This window comes from Methylobacterium sp. Leaf104, from assembly GCF_001422885.1.
In the GTDB taxonomy this organism is placed as follows: Bacteria; Pseudomonadota; Alphaproteobacteria; order Rhizobiales; family Beijerinckiaceae; genus Methylobacterium.
Genome location: NZ_LMMZ01000007.1, coordinates 21,385 through 35,062, shown reverse-complemented (window position 1 = coordinate 35,062; position 13,678 = coordinate 21,385). Strand labels below are relative to the sequence as shown.

Sequence of the window (13,678 nt, the reverse complement as noted above, 5' to 3'; positions counted from 1 at the left end):
TTTACGGCTCAGCTTGAACCTTGGAGCCGCGCGGAGCGGACGTCCGGAGCTTTAGAGAACCCCATGTCTCCCGTCATCCATCTCAGCCTCGCCGGCCTCGTCATGCTCGCGGTCGCCGCCTGTTCCCCGGCGCCGGACGCCCCCGACCTGTCGGCCCCGCCTCCGCGCCGGCTCGATGCCAAGACCCAACTCGAATACGGGGCGCCCCCGCCCCCGCCGCCCAGCCCCCGCTACTGAGCCGACCCCTCGCGGCCGCGGCGGTTCTCGTAGGCCTTGAGATGCGTGTAGACGCGGTCGAGCATCGGGTGCCCGGCCGCGTCGGGCGCCCGCGCGATCAGGTCGCCGATGATGTGATCGGCCTCGATCCGGGCGCCGCCTTCGATGTCGCGCAGCATCGAGGCGGTGAAGGCCGAGCCTTCGGCGGTAAGGGTCTTGCGTGTGTTCTCCAGAGCGGTTTGCCGCGGCGCGTAGCCGGCGGCCTCGGCAATGGCGCGGCACTCCTCCATCAGCGCCTCGATGAAGGCGAGGCCGCCCGGAGCGGCGACGATGTCGCCGATGGTGGCGCGCATCAGGCAGGTGGAGCCGGCCAGCGTCGCCAGGAAGCTCCATTTCTCCCACATTTCCAGCACCATGGTCTCGCTGAGGCGCGGCTGGAAGTTCGCGCCCCGCATCAGGGCCTCGATGGCCTCGACCCGGGCGGAGCGGCTGCCGGCCCGCTCGCCATAGGTCAGGGTGTGGAGTGGATTCATCTGGCGGATCTCGCCCGCAGGGCCCAGGGTCGCCACGATGGCGCAGGCGCCGCCCAGTACCCGGTCCGCACCGTATACCATGTCCAACGCGTCGAGGTGGCGCATGCCGTTGAGCAGGGGCAGGATCGACGTGTCGGGACCGACGGCCGGAGCGACGTCGGCGATGGCGCTGTCGAGATCGTACGCCTTGCACGAGAACAGCACGAGGCCGAAAGCGCCGCCCTTGCCGGCGGCGAGGTCGGCGGCGGTCACCGTCCGAGGCGCCGGAATGTGCAGGTCGCCGGCGGGGCTCTCGACCGTCAGGCCGGCGCTGGCGAGCTTGGCCGCGCGGGCCGGACGCACGAGGAAGGTGACGTCGCGACCGGCCTCGGCGAGGCGTGCGCCAAAGTATCCACCGGTGGCTCCGGCGCCGACAACGAGCACGCGCATGGTCTCATCCCTTTCGTCGTTCGGGGAGCGAGCCCCGACGTGGCTCTGATCCCGTCGCTGCCGCGTCTTCGGAGCGGCTCAGACGCCGATCGGCGCCAGGAATATCCGAATCGCGTAGAGGATCCACATCGCCAGCAGCACCAGCGTGCCGATGGCATAGGCGCGGAAGCGGTGGGGGATGTGATTCGTGGTGAGGTAGACCCCGGCATGGACGAAGCGGGTCGCGACGAAGACCCAGGCCAGGATCACGAACAGCAGGTCCGCCTTGCGCGTCGCCAGGGCGAAGCCGACGAGGACGTAGAACAGAACCGGGATCTCGAACTGGTTCGAGAAGGTGTTGGCGGCCTGCTGGGCCGGGGCGGGCCAGTTGCGCTGGCCCAGGGAGAGCTCGCGGCCCTTCGCAGCGCCGCCGCGCACGGCGGAGAGGCGCCGGCGCCCCGTCCAGAACAGCAGCGCGAAGGTGAGGAGGACCTGCGCGAAGACGGGCGCCAGGATGGCTTGGACGGTCACGGCGGTTCCTTCGCGCGCTGGCCCGGCCGGACGTCCGGCACGGGCGCCCCAGGGCTGTTCAGGCGCGACCGGGATAGTTCGGGCTCTCGCGGGTGATGGTCACGTCGTGGACGTGGCTCTCGCGCAGGCCCGCATTGGTGATGCGGATGAACTGCGCCTTCTCTTGGAAGTCGGGGATCGTCGGGGCGCCGACATAGCCCATGGCGGCCCGCAGGCCGCCGGCGAGCTGGTGCAGCACCGCCGCCACAGGGCCCTTGTAGGGCACCTGCCCCTCGATGCCCTCGGGGACGAGCTTGTGGGTGTCGCTGACCTCGGCCTGGAAGTAGCGGTCGGCGGAGCCGCGGGCCATGGCGCCCACCGAGCCCATGCCGCGGTAGCTCTTGTAGGAGCGGCCCTGGTGCAGGAACACCTCGCCGGGCGCCTCGTCGGTGCCGGCCAGGAGCGAGCCCAGCATGGCGACGGAGGCGCCGGCCGCGATCGCCTTGGCGAGGTCGCCCGAGTACTTGATGCCGCCGTCGGCGATGACCGGCACGTCGGCGCTTTGCGCAGCCTCGACGGCCTCCATCAGGGCGGTGAGCTGGGGCACGCCGACACCGGCGACGATTCGGGTGGTGCAGATCGAGCCGGGGCCGATGCCGACCTTGATCGCGTCCGCGCCGGCATCGATCAGGGCCTGGGCGCCGTCGCGCGTCGCGACGTTGCCGGCCACCACCTGCACGGCGTTGGAGAGCTGCTTCACCCGGCGCACCGCGTCGAGGACCTTGATCGAGTGGCCGTGGGCGGTGTCGACCACGATGACGTCGCAGCCGGCATCGATGAGGCGCTCGGCCCGCTCGAAGCCGCCGTCGCCCGTGGTCGTGGCGGCGGCGACCCGCAGGCGGCCCTGCTCGTCCTTGACCGCGCCCGGATAGGCGACCTGCTTCTCGATGTCCTTGACGGTGATGAGGCCGATGCAGCGGTAGTGGTCGTCGACGACGAGCAGCTTCTCGATGCGGAACTGGTGCAGGAGGCGCTTGGCCTCGTCCTGGCTCACGCCCTCGCGCACGGTGATGAGCCGGTCGCGGGTCATCAGTTCGGCGACGGTCTCGGTCGCATTGGTGGCGAAGCGCACGTCGCGGTTGGTGAGGATGCCGACGAGCTTGCCGCGCGAGCCGTTGGGGCCGCGCTCCACCACCGGGATCCCCGAGATGCGGTTCTGCTTCATCAGCGAGAACGCGTCCGCCAGGGTCTCGTCAGGGTGGATGGTGATGGGGTTCAGCACCATGCCCGACTCGTACTTCTTGACGAGGCGGACCTGCTCGGCCTGCTCGGCGGGCTCGAGGTTGCGGTGGATCACGCCCATGCCGCCGTTCTGCGCCATGGCGATGGCCATCGGCGCCTCGGTGACGGTGTCCATGGCCGAAGCCAGGATGGGCAGGTTGAGGTGGATCGAGCGGGTCAGCCGGCTCGCGATCTTCACGTCGGCGGGCATGACCGAGGAGGCAGCGGGGCGCAGCAGGACGTCGTCGAAGGTCAGGCCCTCGATGATGGACTCAGCGGTGATGCGGGCCATGAACCAACTCCGGAACGGGTGCTGCGTCGGGCCCTCGCGGGCGTTCCGACGTCACTGGGTTGGCACGGGCCAGTATCATGCGCGGGGAACCGGCGCAAAGCCGCCGGTGAGCCCGTCCGACAGGAAAATGCGCCCGCGGCGCCGTTCTCCGGTGGGGGTTGCGCCTAGCGCACGCCTCGCGGTGCGCCCGGCAGACCCTCGGCCGGTCCCTTGTCGGTCCATTCCGGCGGCGCGCCGACATAGTCGCCCAGAATGCCGTCGAGGCCGGGGGCGCGGCCGAAGGCCTCGCAATCCGGGTCGAGGGGCGCTTCGCCGAGGGTGGTGATGCGGACGCGGTCGTAGGTCGGCAGCGTGAGCGGCGCCTTGAACGGATCCTGCCCGGTGGCGAGGTAGAAGCCGAAATCCTGGCCGAATTCGCCGGCGAGGTCGTAGGCATCGCTGGCCGGCGAGAACCGGGCTTGGTTGGTGAAGGCGTTGCTCGCCCCGCCCCAGACCATGGCGGCCCGCTGCACGTTGCGGCTGTCGAGCGCCTCGGCCTCCACCGTGAGGCTGCCGAGGCCGATCGGAATGCGCGGGATCGGGATGCGGCCCACCGCCGTCGCGAAGCCGGCGCCGAGTTGGGACGCGATGGTGATGCCCGCCGAGGTCGCCACCGTGGCGCCGGCCGCCGGCACGTTGGTGAGATCGATCCGGGTCACCGCCGAGCGCACGGTGAGGTCCGCTTTCCGGCCGGAGACCACGTCGTAGCGCAGGGAGAGTTCGTAGCAGAGAGCGCGGTCGGCCGCGTTGGCGACGAGCTTGCGCTCGGCCGGGGTCAGCCCCGGCGCCACGACCTCGGAGAAGGTGGTGGGCACGATCCGCACGGTGCGGGTGGCCGCGAGGGCCGCCGGATCGACGAAGATCCTGGAGGAGCTGGCCGTCTCGTCGCTGCTGGCGAGGCGGTCGTATCGGGTCAGGGCGCCCGATTCGGTGAGCACGACGGTGCCGCACCCGGCGACCGCGGCCGCCAGGGCGAGGCAGGAGACGAAGCCTGCCAGCCTGCGTCGATGTTCGAACCTCGGAAGCATCGGTGACTTTCTTGGGGACGCGCGGGTGGACGCTCGCCAGGCCTCCCGGAGGAGATCTGCGGCGTCCAGATCATGCCGTCGAGCTTAGCGGCTCCAGCAACATTGTGGAAAGGTGAGCGAGGCCGCCGATCGTCCGAAGCTGGGCTGATGTGGCCGCAGGGCCACGCCGTCGGAAGCCCCAGGCTCTGCACGTGCGGCATGCCCATTTCATCCGGTGCCATTCGTCACCGGGCGCGCACTCGCCACGGCGCAACTTTTCGAAGGTGTGAGGCACTCGAACGGCCCGACCCGACCTATGTCTCGCCGATGCGCACGTCCCAGATCGTTCCCCTCGTCGTCGCCACCGCGCTGTTCATGGAGAACACCGATTCCACCGTGATCGCCACCGCGCTCCCGGCCATCGCCCGCAGCCTGAACGAGGACCCGATCGCCCTGAAGCTCGCGCTGACCGCCTATCTCGTCAGCCTCGCGATCTTCATTCCGATCAGCGGCTGGATGGCCGACCGCTTCGGTGCCCGCACGGTGTTCCGGGTGGCGCTCGGGGTGTTCATGGCCGGCTCGCTGGCCTGCGCGGCCTCGAACTCGCTCGTGGGCTTCGTCGCGGCGCGGTTCTTCCAGGGGCTCGGCGGCGCCATGATGGTGCCGGTGGGACGTCTGGTGATCCTGCGCAGTGTGCCCAAGAGCGAGCTCGTCAGCGCCCTGGCCTACCTGACGATTCCCGCCCTGATCGGGCCGATCTTCGGCCCGCCGTTGGGCGGCTTCATCACCACCTACTTCGACTGGCGCTGGATCTTCTTCATCAACATCCCGATCGGGATCGCCGGCATCGTGCTGTCGACGATCTATTTCGAGAACGTCCGCGAAGCCGAGCGCCCGCCCCTCGACGTCCTCGGCTTCCTGCTCTCGGGGCTGGGGCTCGCCACGCTGATGCTCGGGCTCGCCTCGACCGGGCGCCACCTCCTGCCGGACGGCGTCTCCTGGGGCTGCCTCGTGGCCGGCGCCGTCCTGCTGGTGCTGTATTTCCGGCATTCGCGCGGCATCGCCCATCCGGTGATCCGCCTCGACCTGCTGCGCTATCCGACCTTCCGCGCGGCGGTGACCGGCGGCAGCCTGTTCCGGATCGGCACCGGGGCGATCCCGTTCCTGCTGCCGCTGATGCTGCAGATCGGCTTCGGCCTCGATCCCCTGCGCTCGGGCCTGATCACCTTCGCGGCGGCGGCCGGCGCGCTCCTGATCAAGATCGTCGGCCCGCGCATCCTGCGCGCCTACGGCTTCCGGCGGGTGATGCTCGTCAATGCCCTCGTCGCCTCGGCCTTCCTGGCGGTGAACGGCCTCTTCACCGCGGAGACTCCGCACGCGGTCATCGTCTGCATCCTGCTGATCGGCGGCTGCGTGCGCTCGCTGCAATTCACCTGCGTCAACGCCATCGCGTATGCCGAGCTGGAGAACCGCGACATGAGCGCCGCCACCAGTCTCGCCAGCGTGGCGCAGCAGCTCTCGCTGAGCCTCGGGGTGTCCCTCGGGGCGCTGGCCCTGGAGGGCGCCGCCGCCGCGCATGGCCGCACCGAGATCGCGGCGCAGGATTTCGCCCCCGCCTTCCTCGCCGTGGCGCTGATCTCGGTGATGTCGTTCTTCGCGTTCCGGCGGCTCGGCCCGGATGCCGGCGCCGAGGTCTCGGGGCACCGGCTCGTGGCCACCGCCCCGCGCAACGCGATGCCGTAGGACCCGAAGGGGTTCGGGGCTCAGGCCGCGGCCCGGGCCGGAGCGCGCCCGGGGGCACGCTTCGGCTTCTGCCCGCCCCGTGCGGCGGGTGTCGGCTTGGCCGGTGCCTTGGCCGGGTTCGCGGCGGCGCGGGCGCCCTGGCGCCAGCCCTGCCAGCTCCAGCGGCCCGGACCCGTCATGGCGTACATGAGGAAGCCGCCCGCGAGACCGAAATCGGCCAGCAGCAGGGTCCGCTCGGCCACCGCGCTCGGACCCACGAACTGCCAGAAGGGGTGGAGCAGGACCGCCATCACCCCGGCGAAGGCGGCGAGGGCCAGGCCGCTCAGGCGCGGCAGCACGCCGAGGATGAGGGCGACGGGGCCGAACACCTGCACGATCACCGCCGCGGTGGCGACGGCGTTCGGAGACGGCAGGCCGGTGGCCGCGAGGGTGACGGCGAAGCCGGAGACGTTCAGGGCCCGGGCGATGCCGGTGGGCAGCAGCGCGGCGGCGAGCAGCAGCCGGGCGAGGAGGAGCAGTCCGTCTTGGGCTCGGCCGGTCACGTCTGGGGCTCCGTCTGGCATCCTGGAACGCCGAGCTTTGTCGCGACCGGCTGAAGACGGCGTTAAGGCCGCCGCGCCCTCAACCGGAGACGCCGCCGCGGAACAGGCGGCCCCGCTCGGTCCAGGCCACCACCGCGAGGGCGAGGCCGCCGAGGAGCGCGTAGCCGATGCCGATGGGCAGCACCGAGCCGTCGAAGGCGTGCCCGATCAGGAACCCGCAGAAGGCCCCGAGGATCGTGGTGTAGAAGCCGAGGAAGGACGAGGCCGTGCCGGCGATCTCGCCGAGGGGCTGCAGGGCCAGGGCGTTGAAGTTCGGCATGGCGAAGCTGATCAGGAACTGGTTGGCGGCCAGGATCCCGAGGAACAGGGCCAGGGGCGGGTGGCCGTGATAGGCGAGGCCCGCCACCACCTGCCCCACCGCCACGACGACGAACAGGCTCAGGCCCGCATGGGAGAGCGGGCGCATGCCGAGGCGCCGGACGAGGCGGGCATTCACCAGGGTCGCCGCCCCCATGGCGCCGGCGATGAGGCCGAAGGCCAGGGGGAACAGGCCCCCGAGATGATAGAGCCCCGTGTCGAAGACCTGCTGGGCGGAGCCGACATAGCCCATGATGCAGCCCGTGAGCAGGCCGAGCGCGGTCGCGTAGCCCACCGCGACGCGGTTGCGGAAGGTGATCGCCACCGCCTGGGCCACGGCCCCGAGGGAGAAGGGCCGCCGGTAGGCGGGATGCAGCGTCTCGGGCATCCGCCAGGCGAACCAGACCACCAGGATGCCGGCCAGCGCCAGCATCGAGACGAACACGTAGACCCAGGAGCCGAACAGCAGCATCGCGCCGCCGATGGCCGGCGCGATCATCGGCACGATGAGGAACACCATCATGATGAGCGACATCACGCTCGCCATCTCGCGCCCCGCGAAGCGGTCGCGCACGATCGCCGTCGACAGGACGCGCCCGCTGGCGGCGCCGATGCCCTGGATGATCCGCGCCGCGAGCAGCCAGCCGAAGGACGGCGCCACCATCGCGAGGCCGGTGCCGACGACGTAGATCGCCAGGCCCGCCAGCAGCACCGGGCGCCGCCCGTAGGTGTCCGAGAGCGGCCCGTAGACGATCTGGGCCGTGCCGAAGCCGATCATGTAGACGTAGACCAGGAGTTGCAGGCTGTTGGGATCGGCCACGCCGAAGCGGGCCTGGATCGCCGGAAACGCCGGCAGCAGGTTGTCGATGGAGATCGCCGTCACCGCCATCATCAGCGCGACGATGCCGACGAACTCGCCGAAGCCCGGGCCCTTCCACGGCCGGGCGGCGGGTTCGGAAAGCCGCGCCGTCGGGGCGTGCGCATTCGTGGCCGGGGTGGTGCTCACCTGGGACGGTCCTCGGGGGCTGGGGCGGCGCGGCGGGTCACCCGTCGAGCCAGAACGCTTCGTCCGGCTCTTGGTGCCTTCGGCGCGGCCGGGCCATCGGGGCCGCCGCATGGCAGCCGCGCGGGCGCCTCGGCGCGTTCGCGCCACAATTCCGGAGAACCGTGCCCGGGCGCCGGGATCGCGGCGCGGCTCGGAGCGGACCCGCGGCAGCATGTACGAGACGCGTCGCCGCATCGTTCAGTTCGCGCTCCTCGGCGCCCTCCTCTCGATCCACTCCGCATCGGCCGAAGCCGAGGCCGTCGCGGGCGAGGCGCCGCCCCCGGGCGATCTCGCCGGCCGGGCCGACGCCCTGGTGCGGCCCTATGCCCGCGCCGGCATCTTCTCCGGCGCCGTCATCGTGGCCCGGGACGGCGCGGTGCTGTTCCGCCGGGCCTACGGCGCCGCGCAGCGCGAATGGTCCGTGCCGAACACGCCCGAGACCCGCTTCCGCATCGCGTCCCTGACGAAGCAGTTCACCGCCGCCGCGATCCTCAAGCTGCAGGAGGCGGGGCGGCTCGGCCTCGCCGATCCGGCCGCGCACCACATGCCCGGCCTGCCGGCGACCTGGGCGCCCATCACCCTGAGGATGCTCCTCGACCACACCGCCGGCCTGCCCAACGTGACGGCGCTGCCCGACTTTCCGACCACGATCGCCCGGGCCGCCCGGACGCCGATGGAGGTCGTCGGCCGGCTCTTCCGCGAGGCGCTGCTGTTCCCGGCGGGGACGGCGCAGGAATACAGCAACACCGGCTACATCCTCCTCGCGGCGATCATCGAGCGGATCACCGGCGCGCCCTTCGCGGACGCCCTGCGCAGCCTGGTCCTCGCGCCGGCCGGGCTCGCGGAGACCGGCGATGCCGACCCCGACACCGTCGTCCAGCAGCGCGCCGCCGGCTATCACCGGGTCGCCGGGCAGTGGCGCAACGCGCCGCCCGTGGTGCCGGCGGCGGCCCTCGGGGCCGGCGGTCTCGTCTCCACCCTCGACGACCTCGTGGCCTGGGACGCCGCGCTGCTCTCGGGCCGGGTCCTTCGGCCGGCCTCTGTGGCCGAGATGGTCCGCGACGGCGGCCACGGCTACGGGCTCGGCCTCTATGTCGGCCAGGCCTACGGCGAGCGGCTCCTGTCCCATGGCGGGTTCCTGAACGGCTTCTCGGCGATCAAGGACACCTATCCGGATCTCGGCCTCAGCATCGTCGTCCTGGGCAACACAGAGACCGGGCCGGCCCAGACCCTGTCCCGCCGCCTCGGCGCCCTGGTCCTCGGCCGGCCGGAGGCCACCGAGATCGCGGTGCCGGCCGCCGTGCTCGACCGCTACGCCGGGTTCTACCGGACGGGACCCCGGGCCGTGGTGTCCCTCGCCCGCGAGGGGGAGCGCCTCGTCGCCCGCGGGGCCGGCCCGGCGCGGCTCGTCCTGGCTCCGGAGAGCGACCGCGTCTTCGTGGCCGAGGACGGGACCCGCGTCGCCCTCGACATCGAGCCCGACGGCCGGGCGACCGGCCTCCTCCTCGACCTCGCCGGCGGCGCCCGCTCGGGACCGCGCATCGACCCGGCGAAGGCGCGCCGCATCGGCAACCGCCGCCTGGCCCGCCTCGGCCCGCGCTGAGCCCCGGCCCGTCCGGGTCGCCAACCCGGCCGAACGGGTCTACCATCCCGCCCCGCGCCAGGACGCCATCCGGCGCGCCGAACATTCGGGCCGCGCCCGTCCGTTGGCCAAAAGTCCACCTTGATTTGACCCTGCGCCTGGCTTTGACTGCTGCCCATAAGAACAATCAGGAGGATACGCGATGAACAAGCCGGAATTTCTCAACCAGGGGACGAAGGCACCCTTCTCGGCGCGCTACGACAACTTCATCGGCGGCCAGTGGGTCGCGCCCGTGGCGGGCCGCTACTTCGAGAACACCTCCCCGATCACCGGCCGGGTGATCTGCGAGGTCGCCCGCTCGGACGCCGCCGACGTCGACAAGGCGCTCGACGCCGCCCATGCCGCGAAGGAGGCGTGGGGCCGCACCGCGCCGGGCGAGCGCGCCCGCATCCTGAACAGAATCGCCGACCGGATGGAGGAGAACCTCGACCTGATCGCGCTCGCCGAGACCTGGGACAACGGCAAGCCGATCCGCGAGACGACCCACGCCGACATCCCCCTCGCCATCGACCATTTCCGCTACTTCGCCGGCTGCGTGCGTGCGCAGGAGGGCTCGATCTCCGAGATCGACCACGACACCGTCGCCTACCACTTCCACGAGCCGCTGGGCGTCGTCGGCCAGATCATCCCGTGGAACTTCCCCATCCTGATGGCGGTGTGGAAGCTCGCCCCGGCGCTCGCGGCCGGCAACTGCATCGTGTTGAAGCCCGCCGAGCAGACCCCGGCCTCGATCCTCGTGGTGGCCGAGCTCATCGCCGACCTGCTGCCGGCGGGCGTGCTCAACATCGTCAACGGCTTCGGCCTCGAATGCGGCAAGCCGCTGGCCTCCTCGCCCCGCATCGCCAAGATCGCCTTCACGGGCGAGACGACGACGGGCCGGCTGATCATGCAGTACGCCTCGCAGAACCTGATCCCGGTGACGCTGGAGCTCGGCGGCAAGTCGCCGAACATCTTCTTTTCGGACGTCGCCAACGAGGATGACGACTTCTTCGACAAGGCGCTCGAGGGCTTCACGATGTTCGCCCTGAACCAGGGCGAGGTCTGTACCTGTCCGAGCCGCGCCCTGGTGCACGAGTCGATCTACGACCGCTTCATGGAGCGGGCGATCAAGCGCGTCGAGGCGATCACGCAGGGGTCGCCCCTCGATCCCGCCACGATGATCGGCGCCCAGGCCTCCTCGGAGCAGCTGGAGAAGATCCTCAGCTACGTCGACATCGGCAAGCAGGAAGGCGCCCAGTGCCTCACCGGCGGCGAGCGCAACCTGAAGGACGGCGAGTTCGCGGAAGGCTACTACATGAAGCCGACCGTGTTCCGCGGCCACAACAAGATGCGCATCTTCCAGGAGGAGATCTTCGGCCCCGTCCTCTCGGTCACGACCTTCAAGGACGACGCCGACGCGCTCAGCATCGCCAACGACACCCTCTACGGCCTCGGCGCCGGTATCTGGACCCGCGACGGGACTCGTGCCTACCGCTTCGGCCGCGCCATCCAGGCCGGCCGCGTCTGGACGAACTGCTACCATGCCTACCCGGCCCACGCGGCCTTCGGCGGCTACAAGCAGTCCGGCATCGGCCGTGAGAACCACAAGATGATGCTAGATCACTACCAGCAGACGAAGAACATGCTGGTCAGCTACTCGGCCAAGAAGCTCGGCTTCTTCTAGGACCCGTTCGAGACGCGCAGACCCGCGTGAGACTTGCCCCGGCCGGACGACGGCCGGGGCTTTTTAGTCTCCCGCCCTATCTCTCCCGAAAGGCCCTTCCCGGAGACCGCCCCATGAGCGAGACCGCCCTCGACCCGACCACCGCCGATCAGGCCGGCGCCGACGGGACGCCCCTGCGCGTCACCGCGACCCCGGCCGCCATCGACCTCATCGAGGAATTGCGGGCCGATCACGGTCCGGTCATGTTCCACCAGTCCGGCGGCTGCTGCGACGGCTCGTCGCCGATGTGCTATCCGGTCGGCGACTTCCTGACCGGCGACAGCGACGTCCATCTCGGCACCGTGGCGGGGGCGGATTTCTGGATCAGCCGGCCGCAATTCGAGGTCTGGAAGCACACCCACCTCATCCTCGACGTGGTGCGCGGCCGCGGCGGCATGTTCTCCCTCGAGAACGGCCGCGACAAACGCTTCCTGATCCGGTCCCGAATCTTCACCGAGGCCGAGAACACGGCCCTCGCGGGCGCCTGCCGGATCTGAGGCGTCAGGCGCGCGGCTTCGGCGCCTCGCCGGCATTGCAGCGCTTCATCGCCGCGAAGGCCTCGGAGGCTCCGCTGAGGTCGAAGCCCGCCTTCCAGCCCTTGCCCTTGAGCAGAATCTCCTCGGATTCCGCGGCCTTCTCGACGAGGTTGGCCGGCAGGGTTCCGACGAGCCGTGTGCCGTTGCCGGTCCAGGTCGCCTTGGCGTTCACGGTCTTGCCGCCGAGCTCGGTGGCGGCCACGATCTTCTCGTCCTTGTCGTGCTGCCACTTGCTGTAGGTCAGCACCACGACGAGCGCCTTGTTCTCCAGCGCGAAGGTGACGGAATTGTCGGCGTCGTCATCGTCCTCGTCGACGTAGGACCGCACGATCACGCAGGCATTGGTGCCGGTGATGCTGCCGGCCCGCTCGACCTGCCAGCCGTTCAGGCTCTCGAACAGGGGACGCTCCGGGAGACGACTCTCCTGGGCTGCCGCGACCGCGGGGGAAACGAAACTGGCGAGGAGGCCGAACAGGCAGATCCGGGCCGGCGACGGGCGCTTCATGACGGGGTTCTCCGGTTGGGGCGGGGACGGTCGCGGTTCAGAGCTTGGCGCCGGGCACCGGCGTGTCCGCCGCCTTGGCCGCGGACTTGGCGGCCTCGCGGGCATCCATGAACCCGGCGAAGTCCTCGGGCGTCTGGGTCGAGAACGCCACGATGGGCTGCGGATCCTCCGACAGGTCGCGGAATGCGCCGCAGAGTTCGGCAACCGGCTTCGTCAGGGTCGGCTGCAGCTTGCCCTGAACCTCGTCCAGGACCGTCGTCATCTCGGGCGCCAGGGCCGCGAGCTTGGCATCGAAGGCGGCCCGCTGCCGGGCGGTGGTCGGGATCTCGCAGCTCCCGAGAAGCTTCTGGAAGATCAGGCCCATGCCGTAGACCTTGATCCGGGTCTCCGAGGGCCGCGCGGCCGCGTTCTTCTTCTCCTGGCGCCGCGCCGTCTCGGCCGCGAAGGCCTCCGGCGGCAGGACGAGGTACTGGTCGAGGGCGGTCCCGAAAGCCGCCGCGTCGGCCGGCTTCGGGCAGAAGGGCTCCTTCGGGTCGCTGAACCGCTTGGCGAGTTCGATGTCGATCAGGGCCTGGATCGGGCTCATCTCCGGGCGCATGCCCGCCAGCTTGGCGTCGAGGTCGGCGCGCTGCTTGCCCGTGCTCGCCACTTCGCAATCCGTCAGCGCCTTCTGGAAGTAGAGCCCGCTCGCGTAGTTGGCGATGCGGCCTTCCGACGGGATCTCCGTCGCGACGGGCGCCGTGTCCCCGTTGCAGCGCTTCAGGGCCTCGAAGGCTTCGGCGAAGGCCGGGATCTTGAAGTCGGCGTCGCCGTCCTTGAAGCGCAGCACGAGGGCGTCGGCGCCCAGGAGATGCGGCAGGAGCGTGTCCGGGAACTCGCCGGTGAGCTGGGTCTCGTCCGCCTTCCACTTCGAGCGCGGAAGGACGACCTTGCCGCCGGCCAGGAGAACCACGGTGCGGTCCCCCTTGTCGTGCGACCAGCCCTGGTAGCCCAGGGAGAGGATCAGGAAGCCCGGAGAGGTGGCGACGACCACCGAGCTGGCATTCTCGTCGTCCGGATCCTGGTAGCCGCGGGCCATGAGGCACTTGGCCTTGTCGCCCTCCCCGCTGCGGCTGATCTCCCAGTCCTTCACCTTCGCGAAGGGAACGTCCTTGGCCGCCGCCGCGGTCGCGGCGAACCCGATCCCGGTCGCGAGCAGGGACACCAGAAACCGGGAGACCATGGGCAACTCCACATCGCCTGTGCGTCCGGGGCCAAGTGCCCGGACCAGCTCCGGTCGCTATAGATGGTGGAGCGTGGACGATGTCTTGATTTCACCGA

At 70.7% G+C, this 13,678-nt stretch carries 13 protein-coding genes; 5 read left to right on the top strand and 8 right to left on the bottom strand.

The window, feature by feature from the left end; translation table 11 throughout:
* Positions 1 to 63: 63 nt before the first annotated feature.
* Positions 64 to 237: a hypothetical protein gene (locus ASF49_RS24165; protein WP_200930026.1), complete on the top strand. Its 174-nt coding sequence runs from the start codon at positions 64 to 66 to the stop codon at positions 235 to 237.
* On the opposite strand, the gene panE is transcribed toward ASF49_RS24165, so the two are convergent.
* The 4 genes from panE to ASF49_RS08080 form a co-directional block, all read right to left on the bottom strand.
* Positions 231 to 1,178 (bottom strand): 2-dehydropantoate 2-reductase, encoded by a 948-nt coding sequence (gene panE / locus ASF49_RS08095; protein ID WP_056470451.1) that lies wholly within the window; start codon positions 1,176 to 1,178, stop codon positions 231 to 233. The genes ASF49_RS24165 and panE overlap by 7 nt on opposite strands.
* Positions 1,179 to 1,256: 78 nt before the next feature.
* A complete protein-coding gene (locus tag ASF49_RS08090) occupies positions 1,257 to 1,688 on the bottom strand; it encodes an MAPEG family protein (RefSeq protein ID WP_056470448.1) in 432 nt (143 codons plus the stop codon).
* A 58-nt stretch (positions 1,689 to 1,746) separates the two neighbouring features.
* Complete coding sequence (gene guaB / locus ASF49_RS08085) at positions 1,747 to 3,240, bottom strand: IMP dehydrogenase (RefSeq protein ID WP_056470445.1); 1,494 nt, start codon at positions 3,238 to 3,240, stop codon at positions 1,747 to 1,749.
* A gap of 164 nt (positions 3,241 to 3,404) precedes the next feature.
* On the bottom strand, positions 3,405 to 4,307 hold the full coding sequence (locus ASF49_RS08080) for a DUF3313 domain-containing protein (RefSeq protein WP_056470443.1): 903 nt from the start codon (positions 4,305 to 4,307) through the stop codon (positions 3,405 to 3,407).
* Positions 4,308 to 4,613: 306 nt separating this feature from the next.
* Between ASF49_RS08080 and ASF49_RS08075 the strand changes: the two genes are divergently transcribed.
* Positions 4,614 to 6,029 carry an MFS transporter gene (locus ASF49_RS08075; RefSeq protein ID WP_056470440.1) on the top strand — a complete coding sequence of 472 codons (1,416 nt, stop codon included), beginning with the start codon at positions 4,614 to 4,616 and terminating at the stop codon, positions 6,027 to 6,029.
* Positions 6,030 to 6,049: 20 nt separating this feature from the next.
* On the opposite strand, the gene ASF49_RS08070 is transcribed toward ASF49_RS08075, so the two are convergent.
* Together ASF49_RS08070 and ASF49_RS08065 are read right to left on the bottom strand one after the other, a co-directional pair.
* On the bottom strand, positions 6,050 to 6,571 hold the full coding sequence (locus ASF49_RS08070) for a DoxX family protein (protein WP_056470436.1): 522 nt from the start codon (positions 6,569 to 6,571) through the stop codon (positions 6,050 to 6,052).
* Positions 6,572 to 6,650: 79 nt separating this feature from the next.
* The gene (locus ASF49_RS08065) at positions 6,651 to 7,820 is read right to left on the bottom strand and encodes a multidrug effflux MFS transporter (RefSeq protein WP_056470579.1); all 1,170 of its coding nucleotides are present in this window, start codon (positions 7,818 to 7,820) and stop codon (positions 6,651 to 6,653) included.
* A gap of 325 nt (positions 7,821 to 8,145) precedes the next feature.
* Here ASF49_RS08065 and ASF49_RS08060 point away from each other — a divergent pair, with 325 nt between their 5' ends.
* The 3 genes from ASF49_RS08060 to ASF49_RS08050 all read left to right on the top strand — a co-directional run bounded on the left by ASF49_RS08060 (position 8,146) and on the right by ASF49_RS08050 (position 11,814).
* Entirely contained in the window at positions 8,146 to 9,576 is a 1,431-nt protein-coding gene (locus tag ASF49_RS08060; RefSeq protein WP_082510997.1) for a serine hydrolase, read from the top strand.
* Positions 9,577 to 9,757: 181 nt separating this feature from the next.
* Complete coding sequence (gene adh / locus ASF49_RS08055; protein ID WP_056470433.1) at positions 9,758 to 11,278, top strand: aldehyde dehydrogenase; 1,521 nt, start codon at positions 9,758 to 9,760, stop codon at positions 11,276 to 11,278.
* 113 nt (positions 11,279 to 11,391) lie between these two features.
* Entirely contained in the window at positions 11,392 to 11,814 is a 423-nt protein-coding gene (locus ASF49_RS08050) for a DUF779 domain-containing protein (RefSeq protein WP_056470430.1), read from the top strand.
* A 4-nt stretch (positions 11,815 to 11,818) separates the two neighbouring features.
* On the opposite strand, the gene ASF49_RS08045 is transcribed toward ASF49_RS08050, so the two are convergent.
* Together ASF49_RS08045 and ASF49_RS08040 are read right to left on the bottom strand one after the other, a co-directional pair.
* Complete coding sequence (locus ASF49_RS08045) at positions 11,819 to 12,358, bottom strand: hypothetical protein (RefSeq protein WP_056470427.1); 540 nt, start codon at positions 12,356 to 12,358, stop codon at positions 11,819 to 11,821.
* A 37-nt stretch (positions 12,359 to 12,395) separates the two neighbouring features.
* A complete protein-coding gene (locus tag ASF49_RS08040) occupies positions 12,396 to 13,580 on the bottom strand; it encodes a hypothetical protein (RefSeq protein WP_056470424.1) in 1,185 nt (394 codons plus the stop codon).
* Positions 13,581 to 13,678 lie beyond the last annotated feature (98 nt).